At 41.6% G+C, this 24,120-nt stretch carries 28 protein-coding genes, 1 pseudogene and 1 other annotated feature; of the genes and pseudogenes, 6 read left to right on the top strand and 23 right to left on the bottom strand.

Features of this window, described 5'->3' with window-relative positions; genetic code table 11:
* Positions 1–11: 11 nt before the first annotated feature.
* The 12 genes and pseudogenes from RWN13_RS14485 to RWN13_RS14430 form a co-directional block, all read right to left on the bottom strand.
* Positions 12–309, bottom strand: a pseudogene (locus RWN13_RS14485) (YetF domain-containing protein).
* Entirely contained in the window at positions 306–500 is a 195-nt protein-coding gene (locus RWN13_RS23675; protein WP_399553675.1) for a hypothetical protein, read from the bottom strand. Before RWN13_RS23675 ends, RWN13_RS14485 begins: the two are co-directional and overlap by 4 nt.
* A gap of 163 nt (positions 501–663) precedes the next feature.
* Positions 664–874: a binding site (T-box leader), on the bottom strand.
* 13 nt (positions 875–887) lie between these two features.
* The gene (gene gltX / locus RWN13_RS14475) at positions 888–2,351 is read right to left on the bottom strand and encodes a glutamate--tRNA ligase (protein WP_314065047.1); all 1,464 of its coding nucleotides are present in this window, start codon (positions 2,349–2,351) and stop codon (positions 888–890) included.
* A gap of 15 nt (positions 2,352–2,366) precedes the next feature.
* A complete protein-coding gene (gene ispF, locus RWN13_RS14470) occupies positions 2,367–2,843 on the bottom strand; it encodes a 2-C-methyl-D-erythritol 2,4-cyclodiphosphate synthase (protein ID WP_314065045.1) in 477 nt (158 codons plus the stop codon).
* The gene (gene ispD, locus RWN13_RS14465) at positions 2,844–3,551 is read right to left on the bottom strand and encodes a 2-C-methyl-D-erythritol 4-phosphate cytidylyltransferase (protein WP_314065043.1); all 708 of its coding nucleotides are present in this window, start codon (positions 3,549–3,551) and stop codon (positions 2,844–2,846) included.
* Between the two features lie 40 nt (positions 3,552–3,591).
* Positions 3,592–4,746, bottom strand: coding sequence for a PIN/TRAM domain-containing protein (locus tag RWN13_RS14460; RefSeq protein ID WP_314065040.1), 1,155 nt, complete (start codon positions 4,744–4,746; stop codon positions 3,592–3,594).
* Positions 4,747–4,814: 68 nt separating this feature from the next.
* Entirely contained in the window at positions 4,815–6,185 is a 1,371-nt protein-coding gene (radA, locus tag RWN13_RS14455; RefSeq protein WP_314065037.1) for a DNA repair protein RadA, read from the bottom strand.
* Positions 6,186–6,462: 277 nt separating this feature from the next.
* Positions 6,463–6,990: a dUTP diphosphatase gene (locus RWN13_RS14450; protein WP_314065035.1), complete on the bottom strand. Its 528-nt coding sequence runs from the start codon at positions 6,988–6,990 to the stop codon at positions 6,463–6,465.
* Positions 6,991–7,165: 175 nt separating this feature from the next.
* On the bottom strand, positions 7,166–7,297 hold the full coding sequence (locus RWN13_RS14445; RefSeq protein ID WP_314065032.1) for a hypothetical protein: 132 nt from the start codon (positions 7,295–7,297) through the stop codon (positions 7,166–7,168).
* Between the two features lie 35 nt (positions 7,298–7,332).
* Positions 7,333–7,590, bottom strand: coding sequence for a metal-sensitive transcriptional regulator (locus RWN13_RS14440; RefSeq protein ID WP_314065030.1), 258 nt, complete (start codon positions 7,588–7,590; stop codon positions 7,333–7,335).
* Positions 7,587–9,239, bottom strand: coding sequence for an FAD-dependent oxidoreductase (locus tag RWN13_RS14435; RefSeq protein WP_314065027.1), 1,653 nt, complete (start codon positions 9,237–9,239; stop codon positions 7,587–7,589). The genes RWN13_RS14440 and RWN13_RS14435 overlap by 4 nt, the downstream gene beginning before the upstream one ends.
* 15 nt (positions 9,240–9,254) lie before the next feature.
* On the bottom strand, positions 9,255–9,557 hold the full coding sequence (locus RWN13_RS14430; protein ID WP_314065025.1) for a rhodanese-like domain-containing protein: 303 nt from the start codon (positions 9,555–9,557) through the stop codon (positions 9,255–9,257).
* A gap of 175 nt (positions 9,558–9,732) precedes the next feature.
* Between RWN13_RS14430 and RWN13_RS14425 the strand changes: the two genes are divergently transcribed.
* Positions 9,733–10,767: a M42 family metallopeptidase gene (locus tag RWN13_RS14425; RefSeq protein WP_314065023.1), complete on the top strand. Its 1,035-nt coding sequence runs from the start codon at positions 9,733–9,735 to the stop codon at positions 10,765–10,767.
* A 47-nt stretch (positions 10,768–10,814) separates the two neighbouring features.
* Here the strand turns inward: RWN13_RS14425 and RWN13_RS14420 are convergent, their stop codons facing one another.
* Positions 10,815–11,306: a cupin domain-containing protein gene (locus RWN13_RS14420; RefSeq protein WP_314065020.1), complete on the bottom strand. Its 492-nt coding sequence runs from the start codon at positions 11,304–11,306 to the stop codon at positions 10,815–10,817.
* Between the two features lie 243 nt (positions 11,307–11,549).
* Here RWN13_RS14420 and RWN13_RS14415 point away from each other — a divergent pair, with 243 nt between their 5' ends.
* On the top strand, positions 11,550–11,936 hold the full coding sequence (locus RWN13_RS14415) for a YxeA family protein (protein WP_314065018.1): 387 nt from the start codon (positions 11,550–11,552) through the stop codon (positions 11,934–11,936).
* A 53-nt stretch (positions 11,937–11,989) separates the two neighbouring features.
* Here the strand turns inward: RWN13_RS14415 and RWN13_RS14410 are convergent, their stop codons facing one another.
* Complete coding sequence (locus RWN13_RS14410) at positions 11,990–12,877, bottom strand: LysR family transcriptional regulator (protein WP_314065016.1); 888 nt, start codon at positions 12,875–12,877, stop codon at positions 11,990–11,992.
* A 109-nt stretch (positions 12,878–12,986) separates the two neighbouring features.
* Between RWN13_RS14410 and RWN13_RS14405 the strand changes: the two genes are divergently transcribed.
* Entirely contained in the window at positions 12,987–13,604 is a 618-nt protein-coding gene (locus RWN13_RS14405) for a histidine phosphatase family protein (RefSeq protein WP_314065013.1), read from the top strand.
* Positions 13,605–14,049: 445 nt separating this feature from the next.
* Here RWN13_RS14405 and nagA read toward each other — a convergent pair whose 3' ends face one another.
* Together nagA and RWN13_RS14395 are read right to left on the bottom strand one after the other, a co-directional pair.
* The gene (gene nagA, locus RWN13_RS14400; protein WP_314065010.1) at positions 14,050–15,192 is read right to left on the bottom strand and encodes an N-acetylglucosamine-6-phosphate deacetylase; all 1,143 of its coding nucleotides are present in this window, start codon (positions 15,190–15,192) and stop codon (positions 14,050–14,052) included.
* 1 nt (position 15,193) lies between these two features.
* Positions 15,194–15,958 (bottom strand): DeoR/GlpR family DNA-binding transcription regulator, encoded by a 765-nt coding sequence (locus RWN13_RS14395; RefSeq protein ID WP_314065007.1) that lies wholly within the window; start codon positions 15,956–15,958, stop codon positions 15,194–15,196.
* Between the two features lie 152 nt (positions 15,959–16,110).
* Here RWN13_RS14395 and RWN13_RS14390 point away from each other — a divergent pair, with 152 nt between their 5' ends.
* A complete protein-coding gene (locus RWN13_RS14390) occupies positions 16,111–17,004 on the top strand; it encodes an aminoglycoside phosphotransferase family protein (RefSeq protein ID WP_314065004.1) in 894 nt (297 codons plus the stop codon).
* 49 nt (positions 17,005–17,053) lie between these two features.
* Here RWN13_RS14390 and RWN13_RS14385 read toward each other — a convergent pair whose 3' ends face one another.
* From RWN13_RS14385 to RWN13_RS14375, 3 genes are all read right to left on the bottom strand, one after another.
* On the bottom strand, positions 17,054–17,509 hold the full coding sequence (locus RWN13_RS14385; protein ID WP_314065002.1) for a GNAT family N-acetyltransferase: 456 nt from the start codon (positions 17,507–17,509) through the stop codon (positions 17,054–17,056).
* A 144-nt stretch (positions 17,510–17,653) separates the two neighbouring features.
* The gene (locus RWN13_RS14380) at positions 17,654–18,115 is read right to left on the bottom strand and encodes an MEKHLA domain-containing protein (protein WP_314065000.1); all 462 of its coding nucleotides are present in this window, start codon (positions 18,113–18,115) and stop codon (positions 17,654–17,656) included.
* Between the two features lie 11 nt (positions 18,116–18,126).
* Positions 18,127–19,824, bottom strand: coding sequence for a thiamine pyrophosphate-dependent enzyme (locus tag RWN13_RS14375; protein WP_314064998.1), 1,698 nt, complete (start codon positions 19,822–19,824; stop codon positions 18,127–18,129).
* Between the two features lie 766 nt (positions 19,825–20,590).
* On the opposite strand from RWN13_RS14375, the gene RWN13_RS14370 reads away from it, so the two are divergent.
* Positions 20,591–20,743 (top strand): hypothetical protein, encoded by a 153-nt coding sequence (locus RWN13_RS14370; protein ID WP_314064996.1) that lies wholly within the window; start codon positions 20,591–20,593, stop codon positions 20,741–20,743.
* A gap of 97 nt (positions 20,744–20,840) precedes the next feature.
* Here the strand turns inward: RWN13_RS14370 and RWN13_RS14365 are convergent, their stop codons facing one another.
* Positions 20,841–21,788 carry an HTH domain-containing protein gene (locus RWN13_RS14365; protein WP_314064994.1) on the bottom strand — a complete coding sequence of 316 codons (948 nt, stop codon included), beginning with the start codon at positions 21,786–21,788 and terminating at the stop codon, positions 20,841–20,843.
* A gap of 108 nt (positions 21,789–21,896) precedes the next feature.
* Between RWN13_RS14365 and RWN13_RS14360 the strand changes: the two genes are divergently transcribed.
* Complete coding sequence (locus RWN13_RS14360) at positions 21,897–22,376, top strand: GyrI-like domain-containing protein (protein WP_314064990.1); 480 nt, start codon at positions 21,897–21,899, stop codon at positions 22,374–22,376.
* 65 nt (positions 22,377–22,441) lie between these two features.
* On the opposite strand, the gene RWN13_RS14355 is transcribed toward RWN13_RS14360, so the two are convergent.
* The 3 genes from RWN13_RS14355 to RWN13_RS14345 all read right to left on the bottom strand — a co-directional run bounded on the left by RWN13_RS14355 (position 22,442) and on the right by RWN13_RS14345 (position 24,118).
* Positions 22,442–23,107: a hypothetical protein gene (locus tag RWN13_RS14355; protein WP_314064988.1), complete on the bottom strand. Its 666-nt coding sequence runs from the start codon at positions 23,105–23,107 to the stop codon at positions 22,442–22,444.
* A gap of 155 nt (positions 23,108–23,262) precedes the next feature.
* The gene (locus tag RWN13_RS14350) at positions 23,263–23,478 is read right to left on the bottom strand and encodes a helix-turn-helix transcriptional regulator (RefSeq protein WP_314064987.1); all 216 of its coding nucleotides are present in this window, start codon (positions 23,476–23,478) and stop codon (positions 23,263–23,265) included.
* 10 nt (positions 23,479–23,488) lie between these two features.
* Positions 23,489–24,118: a V-type ATP synthase subunit D gene (locus RWN13_RS14345; protein WP_314064986.1), complete on the bottom strand. Its 630-nt coding sequence runs from the start codon at positions 24,116–24,118 to the stop codon at positions 23,489–23,491.
* Positions 24,119–24,120 lie beyond the last annotated feature (2 nt).

Genomic DNA, 24,120 nt, shown 5'->3' with positions numbered 1-24,120 from the left:
TCCTCATCTTTCTATTTTTGATACAAGTGGGCGATCAACTCGCCTGAAATGTATTCGCCAATATAAATATCTTTCAACTCTAGCCCTTGTTGTTTCAATTTCCCATCCAGCCAAAGACTGTCAAGATCAACTAATTCCAGGACGTCCTGATTAATTTGACCCTCTAAAATCAGCGGATACTTCACCGTATTAACGGATAGTCCACTGTCCATTTTGCTCAAGAATTCCTTTGTGAACCTTGCTAATTTCATAAACACCTGCTGTTCGTAATTTAAAACTGAGATCACTAGCTGCAATCCCATTTCTCATGCATTCACAAGGACCTTGCCATTTGAAATCAGCGTAACCGGTTTGCCATCAATGATTTGCTTGGCTAAACGGTTGTGATTTTTAATGAATTTAAGGGTAAAAACTAAAAAGGTCCAGATCACCAACACCAAGAAAAACTGCAATATCGTAATATCATCGTTATAAATAATGCCGCAAATACTGAAAGCCAACCAGTAGTAACAACACTAATACTGCCTACCAACACATAGTTAAGATAATTCGTTAAATGAGTCTGGTTTTCTAAAAACGAATAGGTATAAAACTGCATACGTCTCCCCCTCTAAAGGACAAATACAACTAAAAAACGTCTTTTTCCTCAAGCTAAAACTTGAAGAAAAAGACGTTTACACGTGGTTCCACTTTTTTTCGTGAGAGTTCCTCACCTCTAAACAAGCTAACGGCTGTTATCCCGTTTTTAGCTACTGAAAGTCCTTCGCTAAAACCACTGAAAGAGGCATTTCAAGACTCGTTAGTATCTGTTTTCACCAACCACAGACTCTCTGCAACTAACAACATCCTTACTTCTTCTTCTCAACGTGTTTGTACTGCTATTTATTTTATGCTAAAGCATTTTCCAAATGGGCGATTGTTTTTTCTTTACCAAGTAACACAATGGTATCACCTAATTCAGGACCGTGCATTTCACCTGAAACAGCGACACGAATTGGCATAAAGAGATTTTTCCCCTTAACACCTGTTTCCTTTTGAACAGCTTTAATTGCCCCTTTAATCGCTGGGACATCAAATTCAGTTAGTCCCTTGATCTCTTCTTTAAAGGCCGTTAGAACGGTTGGAACCGTTTCGCCTGCTAAGATTTCTTTGGCTTCCCCATCAGCAACAGGATGATCGCCGAAAAATAAATCTGACAACTCCACAATCTCTGCTGCGTAACTCATTTGCGGTTGATACAAGCTAACTAATTTTTTAACCCAAGCTAATTTTTCCGCATTGGGATTGGCTTCTACTTTATCAGCTTTCACTAAGAAAGGCAAGGCCATTTCAGTCAATTGATCCAAGTCTAATTGTTTAATGTACTGATTGTTAATCCACTCTAATTTTTTACCATCAAAAGCTGCTGGTGATTTACTTAAGCGATCCGCATCAAACATCTCAATGATTTGAGCTGGCGTGAAGAGTTCTTCTTCTCCCACCGGCGACCAACCTAATAAGGCAATAAAGTTAAACATCGCATCTGGTAAATAACCTAAATCACGGTACTGCTCAATAAATTGTAAAATCGTTTCATCCCGCTTGCTTAGTTTTTTACCCGTTTCACTGTTGATAATCAGCGTCATGTGGCCAAAGACTGGCGGTACCCAACCAAAAGCTTCATAGATCATCAATTGCTTTGGCGTATTAGCAATGTGATCATCGCCCCGAAGGACATGAGAAATTTCCATCATGTGATCGTCTACAGCCACAGCAAAGTTGTAAGTCGGCATGCCATCGCGTTTTAAAATAACGAAATCTCCACCAACACTGTCTGACTCGAAACTAATATCGCCTTTAACCAAGTCATTAAATTTAAATTCTTTGTTTTTCGGTACTCGGAAGCGAACCACATGCTCACGGCCTTCTGCTTCATACGCCGCTTGTTCATCGGCGGTTAAATCCGCACACATCCCGTTATAATGAGGCATTTCACCGCGCGCTTTTTGAGCTTCACGAACCTCTTCTAATTCAGCTTCTGTGGCATAACATTTGTAGGCCAAGTTGCTAGCTAACAATTGATCCACTAAAGGCGTGTAGATTTCTTTACGTTCCGATTGACGGTAAGGACCATATTTCCCAGGATTTTCCGGACCTTCTGCCCAATCAATTCCTAACCATGTTAAATTATCTAACTGGCTTTTTTCGCCACCTTCAATATTACGTTTCAAGTCGGTGTCTTCAATTCGAATAATAAACTCACCATCGTGATGTTTCGCATATAAATAGTTAAATAGCGCAGTTCGCGCGTTTCCAATGTGTAGATGTCCTGTTGGACTTGGTGCGTAACGCACACGTACTTTTTTCGTCATGGTCATAGCCTCTTTCTATTTTGTTATCACTAATAATGCTACTGCAAGGGCGCCGATTCCTTCTTCCTGACCGACAAAACCCATTGTTTCCATCGTCGTTGCCTTCACATTAACTTGAGAGATATCACAACCACAAGCCTGAGCAATTCGTGATTTCATTTCTGGCAAGTAAGGTTGCATTTTTGGCTTCTCAGCTAAAATAGTGCAGTCCAGATTGCCAATCGTAAAACCTGCTCGACTAATCTCTTGCCAAGCTTTACTTAATAATACCACGGAATCCGCATCTTTAAAATCATCATCTGTATCTGGGAATAAATGACCGATATCCGCCAAGCCAGCAGCACCTAAAAGAGCGTCAGTAATGGCATGTAATAAGACATCAGCATCGGAATGTCCGAGCAGTCCTTTTCCATAAGGAATATTCACCCCGCCAATCATCAACGGGCGCCCTGAAACCAGCTGGTGAACGTCAAACCCTTGACCAATCCTCATCTAATACCCTCCACTCTGTAATCGCCACTTGGCTATCGCCTCACCCATGATCATGTCATCAGGTGTCGTTAGTTTAATGTTTTCGTAACTGCCAGGCACCATCGCAATTTCTCGGTTGCCATACTCTTCAATCAGAGACGCATCGTCTGTCCCAAGATAGCCATCTCTTTGAGCTTGTTCATGAGCCTGACGCAATTCTAATGCCACAAAGGCTTGCGGCGTTTGAACTTGCCACAAGGTATCCCGAGGAATTGTCCCGATAACATTGCCACCTTCAGCTTTTTTGATCGTGTCTTTCACAGGTACTCCCACAATGGCAGCCTGTTGCCGCATAACACTCTTACTGACGGCTTTTAAAATTTCTTGTGTCACAAAAGGTCGAGCGCCATCGTGAACAAAGACATAACCAGATTGATTCTGAACGGCCAGTAACCCTTGGTAGACACTGTCCTGACGCTCACAACCACCAACTACCAATTCAATTGGGGTCCTACTATCAGGAAAGTAAACCGCGACCAAAGCTTCCACTAACGAGCGCTCGTCCTCTTGAATTACCACGATGACACGCTGACACGCCGGATCAGCTAAGAAAGTTGCCAAGGCATACGCCAGCACCGGTTTACCGTTTAGTTCAAGCAATACTTTATTACGAGACGCCCGCATTCGCCTTCCCTGGCCGGCACCTAACAGAATTAACTCATATTCCATGGCCAACGCCCCTCTCATGTTAAGCTTTCACTATTGGATTTTATTTCCTTTTTTTCTTCTGATTTTGATTCTGATTTTTATCGTAACGCGACTCGTGCTGATTTTCATTTAAGCCTCTTTGAGCATGAACGGGTTTAGCAAAAATCATTCGTCCAGCAGCTGTTTGCAAGGCGCTGGTTACCACCACATCGATATCCTGATTCATATAGTGCTGACCATCTTCCACAACAATCATCGTACCATCATCCAGATAAGCCACTCCTTGTTGACGCTCCGTTCCATCTTTGACAACCATCACCCGCATAGTCTCCCCAGGAATTACGACCGGTTTCACCGCATTAGCCAGCGCATTGATATTTAAAACTGGCACATTTTGAAATTCTGCTACCTTGTTCAAGTTAAAATCATTGGTCACAACGACACCATCCAACAATTTAGCTAACTTAATTAACTTACTATCAACTTCAGCAATGTCTTCAAAATCACCCTCATACATCTCAACCTGAACACTGTCTTCTTTTTGAAGAGCATTTAAAATATCTAAGCCTCGACGACCGCGAACCCGTTTCAAACTATCGCCAGAATCAGCAATGTATTGCAATTCATATAACACAAAATTAGGAATCAACAAGACCCCTTCAATAAAACCTGTTTTTGCTACATCGTATATCCGTCCGTCAATAATCACGCTAGTATCCAATACTTTATACTTGCGAAAGGTGTCTGACGCTTTACGCTCAAGGACATCCTCTGAATTCCGTTTATTTTTTGAAGCAAATAACTTCTTGAATTCATCTTGACGAAGGGTTCCCACTCTAAATCCTAAATAAGCTAACACCGTCATAATGATAATCGGGATAATATTGCTAATAACTGGTGAATCCGAATTAAACAGTGGCACAGAAACCAACACACCTAGCAATAAGCCAATTGCCGTCCCGATTGTCCCAAATAATAAATACGTCAAACTTTGACCGCTCAGACTTTTTTCTACTCGTTTGATTGCTGCGATAACGTATTTCCCAGTCACTAAAGATATAATAAGAAAAATAATAGCGCCAATAAGTCCATTTGAAAAATAATTGTTTAAAATACTGTTATCGATATTAAATAATTCCCACGCTTTGGGCATAAATGTAATCCCTAAACTCAAGCCCAGTAAAATCATGAAAAATGAAAATATTCTTTTTTCCAAGCTAATCGCCTCCTCTAATTTTGTTGTATGAAAAGCTAGGACAATGGTGCCCTAGCCATTTATGACACTTATGGAAATATTTTTCTCAGTGCTTCGCCTAAGGTTGCCACGCCAACAACTTCAATTCCTTTCGGTGGTTCCCAGCCCGCTAAGTTGTTTTTCGGCACGTAAATCTTTTTAAATCCTAATTTTTTTGCTTCGCCAACACGTTGCTCAATCCGACTAACTCGTCTAATTTCACCTGTCAAGCCAATCTCACCTACAAAACACTCAGTTGGTAATGTCCCTTGATCTTTATAGCTTGAGGCTATGGCTACCGCAATCGCTAGATCAATCGAAGGTTCATCCAATTTGACACCGCCCGCTGCTTTTAAATAGGCATCCTGATTTTGCAATAATAAACCAGCACGCTTTTCTAAGACTGCCATAATTAAGGACACTCGATTGTAATCCAGTCCGGTTGAAGTCCGCTTGGCATTGCCAAACATACTTGGCGTCACCAGTGATTGAACCTCTACTAAAATGGGGCGCGTTCCTTCCATGGAAACTACTATGGCCGAACCAGTTGCACCGTCAATCCGTTCTTCAAGGAAGACTTCTGATGGATTGACCACTTCAACTAAGCCCTTTTCTTTCATCTCAAAAATACCAATCTCATTCGTTGACCCGAAACGATTCTTAACTGCCCGTAAAATACGGAAAGTATGGTGTCGATCTCCTTCAAAGTACAAAACAGTGTCAACCATATGCTCTAACATTCGCGGTCCTGCTAAAGCTCCTTCTTTGGTCACATGTCCCACAATAAAAATGGCAATTTCATTGGTTTTGGCAATTTGCATTAATTCTGCCGTCGTTTCCCGCACCTGACTCACACTACCTGTAGCACTGGAAATTTCCGGCTGCATCATCGTTTGAATCGAGTCAATAATCACATAGTCAGGTTCCAGTTCTTCAATTGTTTGACGAATCGCCGACATATCCGTTTCCGGATAAACAAAAAAATCATTGCCTTCAATACTCAAGCGCTCGGCACGCATTTTAATTTGCTCAGCACTTTCCTCACCAGAAACGTAAAGTACTTTCCCGCCACTTTGATGCAGTTGTTGAGAAACCTGCAGTAGTAAGGTTGATTTCCCTATTCCCGGATCACCACCGATTAAGACTAATGAACCTGGGACAACACCGCCACCAAGAACTCGATTTAATTCATCTAATTTGGTTTTAACTCGTGGTTCTTTTTTAGACGTCACATCCCCAAGCTTCTGAGCCGTCGAACGTCTCCCAGTCATACTAACACGGCTATTGCGAGTCGCTTCTTCCTGAATTTTAACTTCTAGCATTTCATTCCACGTACCACAATTGGGGCAACGGCCTAAATACTTCGGTGAAATATAGCCACAAGCCTGACATTCAAATTGTGTTTTTGCTTTTTTGGCCACATTATCCCTCTTTCTTCACTATAAACCTCGTATACGTTAATTCTATGAAAAATATTAGAAAAAGAGTGTAAACACTCCAATATTAGTCCGAACTTTTTCAGAAATCTCATAATTTTTCAATCTATCCTTTATTTTAACATAACACTGGCAGATACGCCCCATATTAACCTGTTCTTTTGTCGATTTTTAATTAAAAATAAGCGATTTGCCCAAACAAATGAAAAACAAGCAACAGCCTCTTTATGAAAAGCACTGCTACTTGTTTACACACCTCTATTTACTTGCCAGAAGAACCAAAACCACCTGTCCGTTCACCAAGTGTCACATCCTGATCCGCTTTTAAGAATGGTAGAAAAATCCCTTGGCCAATTCGTTCGCCTTTTTTTATGACCTTGTCTGTTAAACCAAAATTGATAAATTGAAACATGATATGCCCTTCATTATCGGCATTGTCATAATAATCACTGTCAATCACTCCAACACCATTTCCCAGAAGTAAAAAGTTTTTCAGCGGATTACTTGAACGATTGCACAATTGTAAAAATTCATCTTCACCCATATACGCTTTAATGCCTGTAGGGATTAGAACTGGCTTCACTTCTTTAACACTTTGTTGATCCATCAAAACAGACTCACCTTTTAATGCGGCTTTTAAAACTGTGGCAATTCCCTGTTTCCAAATCGTTGGGATTACCACCTCTTCAGCTGCTTCAAAATCATATCCCGCTGCATTTTTAGTTGCGCGAACGGGCAGATTAACCTCTGTAAATGTAGATACTTTTTCAAACCCTCTTAATTTAGTCATTTAACTCCCCTTCTCTATTCGTTCCACTCCTAGTTTACTCGAAAACTCGGCAAATTTAAAGCCAATCGGTCATCTCCCACCCAAATTAGAACAGAGAAGATGATAAAGTCTTCCATCAAGAGCTTAATCACCTTCCTTTTTTGACTCTCGGGTTGCTACTACGCCACTTTTACAATCAAAATAAGCGCTCTGCTTTTTTAGCCGCTGGCGAATAAGGTCGAAATAACTGACATCCCACATGAGCATGGCTAACAAGGTAACCGATAATGGCACCCTGACGATTCTCAGAGTTCACACGACATAACACAATAAGCCAGCCTTATCCAGACTGACTTACTGTCATTATTTACGTTCAATCATCTGCATGGCTTGAGCCACTTTTTCAGCTTGGGCCTCTTCGTCTGCCAGCGGCTTTTCCAGCGTATGCTTTAAATTCTCACCCGCCATAATTCCCATAATTTTATCAATACTGGAACGAACGGCAGACAACTGAATCATCATGTCATAACAATCTTGACCTTCTTCCATCATCTTTTGAATCCCTCGCATTTGACCTTCTGCCCGTTTTAAACGATTAATTATTTTTTTATCACACTTCATTCCTCAACCCCCTTCACAACATCTTCCGGACGAACTTGGCTGTATAAACCGAAAGCCCCATCTAAATTTTTCACCTTAAAACCAGACTGTTTCAACAGCCTCTCAGCGATATAGCTTCGTTGTCCACTTGCACAACTCACAATGTAAGACTGTTCCTTATCCAGTTCAGATAACCGCTGACGCAAGTCTGGCAAAGGCAGATTGACGCCACCCTTAATGTAGCCAGCTGCATATTCCTCCGGTCCTCGCACATCCAACAATCGACGCCCCTCAGCCAACAGCCCTTGCAAGTCATACCATTGAACCATCTCACTGTGACCTTCCATCACATTCAACGCCACATACCCCAACATATTGACAGGATCTTTAGCCACACCAAAGGGTGGCGCGTAGGTAAATTCAAGTTCAGGTAAGTCGGCTACCCTTAACTGACCCTTAATAGCCGTGGCCAAACTGTCTATTCGTTTATCAATTCCTTTTTCACCCACACCTTGAGCCCCATAAATTTCCCCAGACTCCGGATTAAAGATAAGCTTTAATAAAACGGCTGTCGCCCCTGGGTAATAACCAGCATGATCATTGCCCCTAACGTGAACCACCTGATAATTTAAACCAGCTAGTTTCGCTTGCCGCTCACTTAGCCCTGTAGTAGCGGCAGTTAACTCAAAGAGACGAACAATTGCCGTACCGATGCTCCCTTGATTGATCCGTGGCAGTCCTGCAATCACATCTGCCACTTGACGACCTTGTCGATTGGCCGGAGAAGCCAAAGAGATTAAGGCCTCTTCTCCTGTAACTTGTTGTGTCACGACAATCGCATCACCTACGGCATAAACATCAGGTAAATTGGTCCGATAATGCTCGTCCACTAAAATACCACCACCTAAGCCAAGCTTGATTCCTGCGGCTTCGGCCAAGGTCGTTTCAGGCCGAACCCCTACGGATAAAATAATCATATCTGTTTCCAATTCTTGGCCATCTTCTAATTGTACACGTCCCTCGTTAAAACTAACCGCCGACAAATTGGTCAAGACACTGACTTGGTGTTTACGCAACTCCCCTTCAGCAAAAACCGCCATCTCTTCATCCAAAGGCGGTAAAACATGAGCCGCTTTTTCCACAATCGTCACATCCAACCCTTTACGTCTGAGGTTTTCAGCCATTTCTAGCCCAATAAAACCGGCACCGATAACCAAGGCCTTGCGGGGCTGTTGCGCTTCGGTAAAAGCCATAATGTTATCCAAATCAATCACGTTTCGCAAAGTAAACACTGATTCCGACTCTATTCCCCTAATTGATGGCACAAATGGACGGGCACCCGGTGACAACACCAAGGAGTCGTAACTCTCCCAGTAAACCTTTTGGCCTTGTTTAATTTTGACTTTTTTAGCCACGCCATCTAGTTCGATTGCTTCGCTTTCAGGACGAACATCCAGATTAAAACGAGCCTTTAAACTAGCAGGTGTTTGAACCAGCAAGGCCTCCCGTTCCGTAATCTCCCCTGATACATAATAGGGCAAGCCACAGTTGGCAAAGGAGACGTGTGGCCCTTTTTCCAACACGATAATCTCTGCTTGTTCATTTAATCGACGTAGTCGGGTTGCTGCCGACATTCCCCCAGCCACACCGCCAATAATTAATACTTTCATCTTCAAGACTCCTTCTTAAGGCTTGACTGGACCATTCCACCCAATCATGCCGTGGGTTAAATTAACAGCTTCATATCCCTTAGCGTTCAAAAGGATCGCCCCTTGTTTGCTGCGCATCCCCGACTGACAAACTACGTAAACTTTGGTCTTCTTGCCTTGATACTGGTCAAGCTCTCCCAATGGCATATTTTTCGCACCAGGTATGTGTCCTCTGGCAAACTCCTCTTTTTCTCTTACATCAATAATCACTGGTTTTTGACTTAAACATTCCGTCAACTCAGCGGCACTAATCGTCGCTACCTTATTAAATAAAAACATCTTAACTCCCCTTTTTCAGATTATTTCATTGCTACTACAAACACTATATACCTATAGGGGTATTTTTAAAAGTAAAATGCTCAACCTATTTAAGTTTCTTTTTAGTGAATTATCGGCTAGTATAAGGAGTAGAAAAACAATCAGCAGTTGCTGATAACACAAAAGGAGATTTATTATGACTGAAACAACCATTGAATTAGTGGCTAAATTAACCAATATCCCCTCTCCGACAGGCGATACTGCAGCCATTATTCAAACCATCGCTGATGACTTAAAACCTTACGGCTATGCCCCTTATGAAAATCGCAAGGGCAGTTTAATGGTAACTGTTAAGGGCGAAAATACGGAACAAGAACGGTTTATTACCGCTCATGTTGATACCCTTGGGGCCATGGTTCGGGCTATCCGTCCCGATGGTCGCTTAAAATTGGACTTAATTGGTGGCTTCCGTTTTAACGCCATTGAAGGCGAATATTGTCAAATCCACACACAGATTGGCAAAACCTTCACCGGTACGATTTTAATGCATCAAACGAGCGTTCACGTTTACAAAGATGCGGGCACGGCCGAACGCAATCAAGAGAATATGACCGTTCGCATTGATGAGAAGGTCAAGACAGCAGAAGAAACTAAAGCCTTGGGCATTCAAGTGGGCGATTTTATCAGCTTTGATCCTCGAACAGAAATTACCCCTAGTGGGTTTATTAAATCCCGCCACCTCGATGATAAGGTCAGTGCAGCGATTTTAATCCAATTTTTACGACGCTTATCAGAAGACAAGGAAACTCTCCCCTATACGACCCATTTTTTCTTTTCCAATAACGAGGAAATCGGTTACGGTGGTAACTCCAATATTTCTGATAAAGTCGTGGAATACGTTGCTGTCGATATGGGCGCTATGGGGGACGACCAGCAAACAGACGAATACACCGTCTCGATTTGCGTAAAAGATGCCAGCGGACCTTATCACTTAGATCTCCGCAATCATTTATCCAATCTATGCGATGCCCAAAGTATTCCTTACCAATTGGATATCTATCCTTTTTATGGCAGTGACGCCTCCGCCGCTATGAAAGCTGGCGCTGATGTTAAGCACGGCTTATTGGGAGCCGGCATCGAAGCTAGCCACGCTTACGAACGGACTCACAGCGACTCGATTGACGCCACTGAAAAATTAGTAAATGCTTATTTATTTAGCACCTTATGTTAATAGAGAGTAAACTAAAGAGGCATGACACTTAATCATGCCTCTTTGGTTTACTCTGGTAAAATTTCATAGGCCAGCTCTTGAATAATCCTTTTGTGCTGTGGGTATTCCTTCAGTAATTGAGACTGCGTAAACAATTCAAAATCGCTAAAATCAAAGCCAGGTGCTACTAGACAGCTTACCAACGCATAATCGACTGGAACACTGGACGCAAAAATAGTTCCTCTTGGCACAGTATAATGCAATCGCTGGCCACCAGCCACATCTTTACCTAAATAAATGGCTTCGTATCTGCCATCTGGAAACAAACAATGTACCACTAATGGCTGTCCCTCATGGTAATACCAAATTTCATCTGAGGTTAAACGATGAAAATGAGACGGACTCTCAGGTGTTAATAAAAAATAAATACTCGTATACAAAGGCCGCTGACGAGCCTCTTTGCCCAGGGACAAATCACTCTCTTCCGTTCGCTTATAAAAACCACCCTCTGGATGAGGTTCTAGCCCTAACTCATCAATCCACTCCTGAGCTTTTTTCATCTCGATCACTCCTCCTTTTATGTCTGCCACAAGTGTACCAAATCAAAGACCAATTGTCTTTAGTGCCATTTCTTCCAGCTAAGGCAAAGACCGTCTTAAGATGGAGAAAAAAGTCAATCTTGGGCATCATGTTTTTTTATCATAATTCCTTTATACTTGAGATAAGTTAAACTCTCTCTTACAATCCCTATTAAAGGTTGAATCAGAGACATATCTTTAAAGTTAAAAGAAAGAAGGGACGTTATGTTAAGACACACAGTCGCTTTTCTGATTAAAACAATTCTGACACTCACCGTCATCACCGGTTTGTTCGGCGCCTTTACTCTGGCAACTCAACAGGAAACAGGTCCTTTTTATGGCTTGATGGACCGTTACAATATATTGATTGACTGGCAGCCTCTTTATGTTAAGACCAATAACCAAGGAACCATTGAAACGACAGGTTACCGCTACACCCAAGTCGCCTACACCACTGATGGCGACTCTCAGGATGTTAGCTACGACACTTCAGAAAAGCTTCAGCATCATCATTATTTAAAATTAACAGCTAAAGGTCGCTATGTTCAGCATTACGAAGAAATCAATAAATCAGAGGTACCTAAAAAAGCCTTAGAACGTTTAAACAGCTAGCAAAAAGAGCCTCTTTCAGGCTCTTTTTTGCTGACCTTATTCAGGGACATTCATCAACCTACGCTTGTCAGTATTAAATGTTTAAAATCCCGAGCCGCCTTGCCTAATGGATTGTTCCTTAAGTGATAAAGGTAAATGGCGTGTGACTGGGGAGGGATATCCACCTTTATCTCTACCAAATCCCCCTTTTCCAGCGCTTCACTGACCATTAAATACGAACAATAATGAATGCCTTTACCGGCTAAAGCCGCTTCCAGAGCATCGCGTGAGTTATTATAAATCAAACTAAAACGTGGCAACGCCACCTCTGATGAGCGGTACAAAGACTCAAGGGATTGTTGAGTAAAACTTGCTGGCTCTCGACCAATAAAATCAGCCTCGGCCAAACAAGCCAAGCTTAAGGTCTGACCCTTGGCCTGTTCTAAACTTGGAGACCCAATAAAACACAATCGGTCTTCATACACCTTGTAACGAGCCAATCGGGAATCTGTCACCTGACTTGCGCCCAGAAGAGCCATATCCAGTTGCCCCGCCAACAGCCCTTTCACTAAATCATGAGAGTTTAACGTTGCTAATTCAATGGAACCTGAAAAAACCGCCGCAAACTGTGCCTTCCAATCAGGAATCAAATGAGTGACGGTTAAGTAATTTCCCCCAAGACGCAAAACAGCTTCCGTTTGTTTGGTTGCCTCTTGAAAGAGACTCACGATTTCCTGTTCAACCGCAAATAACTCTTGACTCATCTGATAGACTGACTCACCTAGAGACGTTAATTGAATCCCTCGTCCAGCTGGCACAAACAGCTGAACCCCTTCATCCTTTTCAAACTTTTTAATCTGGGAGGTGACAGAAGGTTGACTGATTCTTAAGCTCTCAGACGCCTTCGTAACACTGCCGTATTTAGCCACTTCATGAAACAAACGCAGCCCATGCAAATTCATTACGTCCCCCCTCTCATAGCTTATCTATATGAATCATACTCGATTTTGTATTAGAACGCACGCCTTTTTTAGCCTATAGTGATGTTAACCTGATAAAAGGAGCCAACTAATGACACAGACCGAACTATACTTAGTGCGCCATGGGGAAACCATTTGGAATGCTGAAAAAAGAATGCAGGGACATTTAAATTCTGACTTAACCAGTCAAGGAATTAAACAAGCTCAACTACTGGGGGAGAAACTTGCTTCACTACCAATCGATGCTTGCTATACGAGCGACAGTCCTAGGGCGATAAAAACAGCCCAGCTAATCACCCAACAATTATCACTTACCCCAAAAGCTGACAGCCGTTTGCGAGAAATTGGTATGGGAACCTGGGAGGGACGAACTCGTCAAGAAATTGCTGAAACAGATCAGACCGAGTGGCAACGATTTTGGGAAACTCCCCATCTTTTCCAAGGGGACAATGGTGGAGAAACCTTCCAAGCGCTGAAAAACCGCAGCAGTGCCAGCATCAAGGAGATTGTCGATTCCCATCCCCAACAAAAAATAATGATTGTCTCCCATCGTTTAACAATTAAAACCATCATCAGCTCCCTTCTACAACGAGAACTGGCTGATTTAAACGGTCTGGCTGATGTGGAGCCCAACAGTTTAAGCATCTTGACATTAACAGATAAAGAAGTGAAGATCATCACCTACAGCGATACCTCTCATTACTCCTAAAGACGAAAAAACCCTTCCTCACGCTACGTGAGAAGGGGCTATTTTAAGCTTAACTAATGATAATTGGGTGACTCTTTTTCAACTGTTTGACCTCTTTACGGGTCATGTAAGCAAGGACAACAAGAGCTGAAAGTGACGAGCCAATGGCCAATAATTTCTTCATAATAAGACATCCTTTCATCTAATATTTGGTGCGCCTAGCGCAAGCGTGGACGGTAGGATTCGAACCTACACCTCGGAACAGAGAACGAACCAACTGATATCCTCAAAGAGTTTAACACCACGTTCATCCACAAAATTAAATTGTTTGGTTAACCTGCTATTACTATACTGCTAAAAGCTTAAGCCAAGGTTAAGAATAAACGTTTTTTTTGTACCTTTATGTGATTTTTTTGTGAATATGCTTAAGAAAAAATAAGCCAAGGCTCTGGCTTATTGATCTCTACTAATATTCGACACCATCAATCCATGTGGTCAACACATTAAATTCCTCATCAAGCAGAACTAAATCCGCCACAAATCCCTCTTTAATCTGTCCCACATCAGCTATCCCTAAGACCCTTGCTGGCGTTCCAGCAGCCATCTCAATCGTGTCCGCTAACGGGATACCAAAAGACGTGCTAAATTGTAACGAACGATTCATCGTCACGGTACTTGAAGCTAAGGTCCCATCTTGCAAGCGAGCAACCCCATCTGTCACCGTCACCTGGTGTCCGCCAAACAGATAGTCACCATCGCCAACTCCCATGGCTTGTAACGCATCTGTTGTCAGCACCATTTTATCAGGTCCCTTGATTTTATGCATCAAGCGAACAATCCCCGGATGAAGATGAACCCCATCAACAATTGCTTGAACACTCACGCTATCATCTTCTAATGCAGCCGTCACTAAACCCGGCGCTCGATGGTGAATAGCCGGCATGGCATTAAAACAATGAGTAATATGAGATGCTCCCTTACTGAAAGCCATTTGAGCTTCCTCATATGTCGCATTAGAATGAGCAATTGCCACAACCACTCCTCGCTCTTTTAGAAAATCAATTAACTCAAGTCCACCTGGTAACTCTGGGGCAATTGTCACCATCTTAATCAACCCATCAGCCACATCAAGGATAGTCTTCATTTCCTCTAAATCGGGATGGCGTAAAAAGACTGGATTTTGCATGCCCTTCTTCTCCACATTAAGATAAGGTCCTTCCAAGTGAATACCAGCAATTTTCGCCCCCTGTTCTTTGCCAATAACCCTCTTGGTTTGCTCAATCATTTGTAGTAAGGCTTCCAAGCTAGAACTAACAGAGGTGACTAAAAAACTAGTGCAGCCCGTCTCTGCGCATGCTTTTGACACAGCTTGAATACTCTCAACAGTGCCGTCCATCATATCAAAATTATGAGCTCCATGAATATGAACATCAATCATTCCCGGAATCAACAATTGGTTGTTTCCGTCAACTACATTCCCTTGAAAGGACTCCGTTACCCCTAAGGACTCCTCCACCAAAATACGCTGAATTTTGCCCCCTTCAGCGATGACTGTTGCAGCTACTAATTCTTGACCTTGAGTGATTCTGACATTTTTAATAATTGTCATATTAGTTTCCTTCTTTCACGATGACTAGCTCGATTTTTTCTGCTTTGATAACTTCCATTAAGCCCAGTGGTAAAGGCTTATCCGTCATGATCAGGTCAATACCTGAAAAGCTGATTTTATAAGGCGATTGTTGATTAACCTTACTGCTGTCAATCAGCAAGCAAACGTTTTGTGAATTTTGACAAACCGCCTGTTTTAATTGAGTATCAGCTAATTCTGAATAAAACACCCCTTGTTCTGTTATTCCCGCTCCACCAATAAAAGCCCAATCGAAATTAAATTGATGAAGTTGCTGCAAAACAGCCTCGCCAGCTAACAAACGTGAGTTACCATCGAATAAGCCTCCCAGTAAATAAACTTGATTACTTTCTTTTTGAGGCACCACTATGGCATTATCCATAGAATTGGTGACGACTAGTAACTGATTTCCCAACAAACTTGCGGCTAAAAAATTAACAGTCGTTGAAACATCCAGATAAATAGTCATTTTTGATTGTAATAAAGCAGCTGCCCCTTGTGCAATGCGTTGTTTTTCCTTAGAATGCTTAATTAAACGATTGGAATACGTCTCAATCTGCGCTTTTAATACTGGACGGGAAATCCCTCCTGGATAACGCTCTGCTAAACCACTATTCACTAATTTCAGAATATCTCTGCGAGCCGTGTCTCTTGAGATACCAAAAATAGCCATCAGTTCTTCCTGGGAGATTTTCCCTCGATCCTCCAATAAGGTTAATAGTTTAGCTATTCTGTCTTGCTGATTCATAAGTCCTCCCCGTTAAGCTTTTATAAGTTTATGTCTATAATAATTAAGTTTTTATAAGTTAATTATAAACCTAATCTTTCCTTTGTCAACCAAACAAACTTAAAGAGGGACTTTTTGTGATATACTAACCTTAAAAATTAAAGGAGGCCCCTATGAAACTAAACACGCATCTGGTTAGGCAACTAATTAACAGCCAATTTCCAGAATATGCCCAGCTTCCCATTAAGCCAGTTGCTAAAAGTGGTCACGACAATCGAACCTTCCATCTGGGCGACCACTTATCCATTCGCTTACCTAGCGCAGAAGGTTATGCGGCACAAGTCAACAAAGAGCAGCGTTGGCTGCCTTACTTACAACAGCATCTGAGTTTGCCTATTACAAGGCAAGTCGCTGTTGGCAAAGCCGAATTTGATTATCCCTATAGCTGGTCCATCTGTCACTGGCTACCAGGCAAGACTGCTGACGAAGGGCCAATTAATGATCTGTCTCAATTTGCCAAAGACTTAGCCAACTTTTTGATGGAACTACAAAAGATAGACTGCCACGCTGGACCAACTGCCGGTTTACATAACTATTACCGCGGCGGAAACCTGGCCACCTATGACCATGAAGTGGCTCGCGTATTAGCAAATCAGACCCTAAACCTACAAGCCAATCGTCACCAATTAGCAGCCCTCTGGCAACAAGCCTTAGCATCGAAATGGCCCTTACCAGAGGTCTGGGTACATGGGGATGTCACTCCCACAAATCTGCTTGTCAGAAAAGGACGCTTATCAGCGGTAATTGATTTTGGCATACTTGGAACAGGTGACCCTAGTTGTGACTTAGTGATGGCTTGGACCTTTTTCAGCGGCCAAAGTCAACAACTCTTCAAAGAAACTTTGGATTTTCCAATGGATGTTTGGCAACGCGCTAAAGGCTGGGCACTCTGGAAAGCCCTTATTACCATTGAAGAATGGCAAGACAAGGATCCCTCACGTTATTTAGAAGCCGTCAAGGTGATTCATCAAGTGCTGGCCGATAACGAAAAGAGTCAACCTAACTGAAAATTAGGTTGACTCTTTTCGTTGGTTTCCCTATCTGTGAACCTTCCAACTAACTATACACTTGCTCGTTTAATCCTGATTTAAGAGCCACATCCAACACGCAGTTAAAACGTTCAACACCTGGGTATTTTTCACCTAAGCTCTGTATTTCAAAACCGTAACGTTGATAAAACCCAACCCCTTCAGCATCTGTTTCAGCCGATACGACAGCCGGACGGTATTTTTTTACCACATAATCAATCATGGACGAGCCTATTTTTTGATGACGATAGGGTTCCAATACCCCAATGTGAGCTATGACAATGTCTCCTTGTTGTTTCTCAATTCCAATCCCCCCTACTAATTCATGGCCCTGATAATTGAGGTACAGCCCTCTTACAGCCTGATTTAGATACTTTTCCAACTCCTTTTCCACTCGATTTCTAGAAGTGGTTAGGCATAACAAATCGACTATCTCATGAGACACAGATTCTATTTTCTTCATCATACGAATCCCTTTCTTCACTTAATATCTCCGACACGATCAATGCTGACTTTCACTTATATGGTTAGTGTATCAAATTTAGTTTAAGATAAACACCTTAACAGGAAAAGGAGTGGCTGAAAGAATAGTCCCAGCAACTCCTTATTTTTTCAAAACAGCCTCACCTTATCCCAGACTTGTCGAATCCTGCCAAACCATTGCGGCAGTTCCGACAACTTCATCTGATGAGTTCATCACTTTCCAGATACTGCCATTAGTTATCTTAAATAAGTTTCCTTGTTTATCAATTCTGGTCCCCTGATACCCCTCAAATATACCTTTTTTGGCGACTTCCTGTAACATCTGACGCCGCCCCTCCAGATTCTCCAGAGGGGCACTTTTACTGGCAGGAGTTTTCAAAAATTCCGCTAAGCTGTAACCAAAAATACGTTGTGCTTGTTGATTGGCATAAATAAACAGTGGTTCTTCTTCCGTACTTTGAACCAATAAAGCATAAGGAGACGCTTCATCCAACCAACGAAACCGCTGATTTGCCATCCTGTCAGGCACTGGCAATGGTTGGCCTGTCCACTGTTCATAAGAGCGATTGACTAAGCGAAGCAGGTTATAATCTTCTTCATTCATCATGACCCTTCTTTCTATAAATTACGCACTCGTGGATTCTGACCTAAGATCTGTTCCGGATCTACCGGCACCCTGACTAAAATCGACTTGTTTTTATTTTGCTCTATTTCCAATAAGATGTCTTCAAAATTCGTTAAATCTGCCGACAATGAATAACTTAGCCAGCCAGATGCTTCTGCCATTTTCGCATAATCCATACTGCTTAAAGTATCGTGGAATCTTTCTGGCTCAACCGTTGGTAAAATCACAGGGAGTCCTTGAGCAACGATCGAATAAGTATGATTATCCAGTAAGAACAATACAATCCCCAAATCCTTTGCTTCGTTTAAACTGCCACCGTAAAGTCTGAAACAACCATCCCCACTAAATAAGTAAACACGCTTATCAGGTGCCGCCAACTTCGCCCCCACCGCTACACCATAAGCACCACCCATAGCAGAACCACGGTAAAAAGAGAAATACGTGATTAAATCATTGGGCCTCTGGGTGACATACTGATAATCTTTATAGGCCAGGCAAACATCGCTAATAACCAGACTGTTAGGTTGCCACCAATGATATAACCGGTTATAAACTTCTGCCATATCCGCATAACCTGTTTGAGGAGCTCTTAACTCCCGATTATTGAGGTCAACTGGGGCAAGAGGACAGGCTTTGGTAGAAAACCTTTCCGCCACTATCCCTTCCAAAACCTCACTAATCGGTCCATTAATCTGATGTAATCCATGTTGAACACTATGTTGATAACTTCCTCTTATTTGTCCATAAGCATTTTCAATTTCCGTTATAAAAAAAACATCTCCCGCAGGGATTTTCTTTAAATCAGTTGTGTATTCGTCTGGTGTCACTCCGATACACAGTACCACGTCCTCTTCAGTAACCGAGTCCCAGATGTCCAAAGCTTTATCATTTCCACCAAAAGATATATAACCATACCCATAAGGATTCGCTCCTTCAACACAGTTGCCGCCGTTCATGCTCCATACGACAGCTGCCTTTAAGACCTGACTCACCGCTGTCGTCAACTGTCTAATATTAGGTTCGTACATACCTTCTTCCCCTACTAGTAATAAGACTCGTCTGCCTGTCACTTTCTCTTTCAACAACTTAGTAAAATCAGCAATTTCTGAGGTTTTATCTAAGGGCTGGTAAGTGACATGCTCTGGCAAATGCTCAACTGGTAAAGCCATTTTTTCGTTATCCAATAAGAAAATAACCGGTTTACGAGATATTAACCCCTGTCTTGCCAATTCCAATTGTTTCGCAAAGGTAAATGGATTATCCAAAAGAAACACATGCTGGGGAAACTCGGCCAATAATTGCTGAACAATGTTGCTCCCATAAATAGAAGAATCCTGTAACGCACTGTCTTCCGTGTGAAGAATTGTCGAGACTGGAAAAACATAGACAGACGGAATATTATGGAGCTTGGCATCACTAAGGCCACAGGAAACTAACTTAGTCGCCGCCCCCGTCGTTGCAATAGCTGCAGAAACATTGCCCGTCGCAAGATAATGCCCCAAAGGAATAAACCCTGCCGGATATTCACTAATCGTAAACAAGGAAGTCGTCTGCTCTTCAGCCTTGTAAGGTGCTAGGTATTTCATGTAGTGAACAACTCCCCCACCCGTTACGCCAGCATACGAATTAATCCCTAATAAAGATAAATAATCTACAAGTGTCTTAAATCCATCCTGTTTTGCCATAGTCATTGTTCTTCTTCCCCTCTTTTGAGTTCCAATTTAAAACGATGATATAACATATTATATAACAGGTTAAAAAATAAGAGACAGCATTATGCTTGTTACCTTTTTTTAACGTACCTTAACGCACTAATCGACTCTATCAACCTATTTAAGTCTCTTTAATACAAGAGAATCCCCTCTAATAAATAACGAAAATAAAATAAAAAAAATTCATCATTATGCTCCCATATCATGTATTTTTTATACCCAGATTGTACAATCGACTCCTAAAAAGTAAAAACTAACAATTTTAAGACCTATTATTTTAAATAGGCACCTCAGTTACATATTTAACGGATGCCATTATTTTACCGGCATTTGGATTTCTATTTTTATTGTAACAAGACCGTGGCAGTTACTCCTAGAAACGATTGCCTTCTGAAACGCAACCGTTGCCCTTCATCACAGATCCATTAACATAGCAACGATCATTGATAACTATCCCCTATACTACGAGGTAACCCATGAAAATCTCACTGAGTAACTCAACTATCTGAATTAACGAGTAAAATCCCCCGTCCACCTATACTAATGGCTGATGGGGTAAGAACTTGTTCCTTACAATCTAAAAAGCCATTGCGGCCTTAGGGGGTCATTCATCTCAAGGGAGAAGGACTGTAAAAAAACAAATTCATTAGACGTCAATCAGTTAAACACACCTTTACGAACCCTTATAACCACTTAGTTTGACCAGTTCATGATATACTTTGCCTATAGAAAGAGGTGACCAGTCATGAGTCTACTAAAATCAGCCCTTAAGTATAAAACGGCAAAAAAAGTAACAGATAAAGCACTTGGTGGTGGTGTTCTTTCAACTGTTGCCGCAACGAAAGTCGTCAAAAGAAGCAATGAACGCAGCAGAAGTCGCCGAGCTGGCAAAAAATAAGCCCTATTTCATTGCCAAACCACTACCGCTACAAACTTAAGTCCTAGTCAACGACTGATTGATTCGTTTGACTAGGACCTTTTTTTATTCACACCAGTTACCAGCTGGTTTGTCTGCGACTAAGTATATCGGCAAGTTCTTCTGGTACTTGTTTAATGATCAAATCCTCTCCCAGAAATAACAACCAATTAGCCATCTCCACCAAGCTCTCCTCCTTAATCGCCACATACGTTTTTAATAAGGCCTTGGTTTGAAAAGGATCTAAATAAGAAAGGGTTAAGCCATAGGGACTGTATTTCTTAAATTGCAAAATAGCTCTCATGTTTAACTCAAGTATCAGATTAACTTCGGTCACCTTGCTAATTTCTTGAATCTTTTTAGCACTCAATCTTTTTTGCGGTTGATAGCCCGCCACGTTTTCAATATTATCCACCGAAATTTTTTGCTTGCCAGTTTGGCTTAAATCCACGCCTTCCACATACCAAACGCTTTTTTCTTTATATAGATGAATCAAATAAATGGGCAAAGAGATCAGTTCCCCTCGATCGCGGATATCAATGAGGAGGTAACGATCGATCAATACCCGTTGAATCAGTTTGTCTAACATCGGGTGAGGTAAATCCGATAACTCAAGCAAATCCGGATTATGAGGATTGGTTCCTTCAAATAACAATAACTGATTTAAGATCACTAGCTGATCTTGCTGATTTTGGGGAATCAAGCCGATCAACTTCTCAGCTAAGGACTGACGACTAGTCAAATAGGGCAGTTGTTGGTTTCTTGTTGCCATAAACGCAATGAAAAGAGCCTTAACTTCATTATCCGTAAAGCGAATCGCTGGCAGAAATGAATTATTCATCACAAAATAGCCACCACTTCTGCCAACCTCTGAAACAAGTGGCATGCCCATGCTTTCAATTTCATTAACATCTCGGATCGCCGTTGAGCGGGAAATATCAAATTCTGCCATAATATCAGAAATGGTAAACTGTGCTCGATTATTAATATAACGCATTATTGTGTTGATTCGTTCGACTTTTTTCATGGTCCGCTCCTAAACAGTGTCATTTTTTGACATGATTTAAGGTTATTATATACTTATCAGATGACGAAAGAAACCATTTGAAACAAATCAGAGAAAAGAGGAATAACAATGGCAACTTATACATTGGAAGAAAAAGAAGGATTTACGGTTTTAGGTTTTGGTGTTGAATTAAAAAGCGATTACACTGATTATATGGGAATTGCAAAAGAAAAATCTGCTTTTTTAGCTCAAGCTCAAACAGATGGGACCATTGAGAAATTAAAAACAGTGGCTCTAAACGATGATTTTTTTATCGTTAACGAAGCGGTCAATAACAAAATGATGTACTATGTAGGGGTTATGGCTAATGACACCCTACCTGAGGCAACTCGGATGATCCAGTTCCCGAAAGGTCAGTATTTAGTAATTGAAGGTGAAGGCAATAACTCTGAAGAATTAAGCAACAACCTAACAGGTATGGCCTTTGGTCAAGTTTTAGGAGAAGTAACGGACGTGGCTTATGTTGGTGGTCCAAATACCTCTGTTGAAACAGGTACCCGTGACGGCATGGTGACAGGTGAAATGTGGATTCCAGTGGTCAAACAATAACTTGTAGGTTTATGATTAGCTTTTAGGAGGATGGGGTTCCCATCCTCCATTTTCTGATGAACTAACTATAAGCCCTGATAATCCTCTAGCTTCTCCATCAAAAATTCTTCGGAAAGCTGATACTCGCTTTTCATTTCAACATTAGCATAATAACTTAAACTGTAACTACAGGATTGCCCCATTCCATCTTCATCAACGCTAACTCCCTGATAATTAACGTAAGTCTTGTCCTTTTTATACCGAGCAAAGACGCCTTCTTCGCCGATACTTGACAGCTTTAGCTCTGCGAACAGAGGAAATTCTAAGACTTCCAACAAGGCTACAACCTGCTCTTTCTCTGACGTAGTCATATAAACGGCAATCAGTTGTCCTTGTTGGTTAAAGGACAACTGTACCGATAGCCCTCCATTAGCTTCTTTTGTTAAAACAGCATTATAAACACCTTCCGTCATAACAAAAATCTCGAATGCAGTTGTGTTACCACAAAAGATTTCAGACTTAGACTCATCGATTATCACCTGATTCAAAGGCAACACGGTCTCATCTTCCGCTACTAACCCATGAACTTTTTCAATCGTCTTTTTCATAAACTCATGATTATTTTCTGACACACTGATTTCTACCTCTAACTCTTTTGACTGGCTGACCGATGTTGTCATCAACTTGTCATTAAGATTGGTTTCGCTACAAGCGCTTAATAAAAACACCCCCAACACTAGTACTTTTTTCATAAGTCCCTCTTTTCATTTTAGATCCCTTAATTATAAACCGATCAATCGGAGAAAGCGACTCCATTCAAGACCTCACCTCCTCTCAACAAAAAAACAGAGCTGACACGAAAGCTTATGGTGTCAACTCTGCTTGATTAGCATTAGCGGCTAGAGGGTTATTCATAATAAGTAAATATGTCATCAATCCCTTTACCAAAATAAGTAGCAATTCGGAAAGCTAGAAGTAAAGAAGGATTGCCTTCACCTTTTTCGATTAAAAAGATTGTTTGACGACTAACACCAATACGTTCCGCTAATTCATTTTGGGACAGACGCTCAAGCACTCGGTATTCATACACTTGGTTTGTGATGCGCTCATTTCTTTTCTTCACGGTTCGCCTCCTACTTGTTCATACTCTTAACTTTGATTAAACGGATAATATTGGACCGCTCGTTCTCTTCTAATTTCATCTTAATAAACGTAATCGTTTCTTCTAATTGTGGAATAGTCAGTGATTCCAGAGCGTTCACACGTCGACGAGTCTTTTCGATTTCATCCGCCATAAGCTGACAGGATTTTTCTTGTTCCGTTAGTTTCAATAGATTGGGACGTAAGCGTAGCAAGCTATCTATGGCCTCATCCAACTCTTCATTGGAATTTAAGTAGCCATAGTTTAAGTTATTCGTCACCAAGTCTTGATCATAAGCAAAGCTCATCTGTGGCAGCTCCACACTTAACACATTCGTTGACATAATGTCTAAAGAAACCCTGTCGGCTGGAATCGCAAACAGCTCTTCAATAAAGGCTTCGTGAATGGTTGCATTAGCCAAAACTACCGCTCGCATCGTTCTGATCAGATCAGCTTCGACTTCATCCCGTAATTGATTGGCTGCCTTAGCCAAGATAATAAAGCGGCGCATTAGCTCATCCTGTTTATCTTTTAATAATTTATGGCCTCGTGTGGCAGTTCCTAAACGATTAGTCAATTTGGTTAACTCCATCCGAGTTGGGTTGACAGTCAAACGAACCATTT

Origin of the sequence: uncultured Vagococcus sp., from assembly GCF_963518325.1 — a bacterium.
GTDB lineage: Bacteria > Bacillota > Bacilli > Lactobacillales > Vagococcaceae > Vagococcus_D.
The sequence above is the reverse complement of the archived record's forward strand: the minus strand, read 5'-3'. Positions and strand labels throughout refer to the sequence as shown.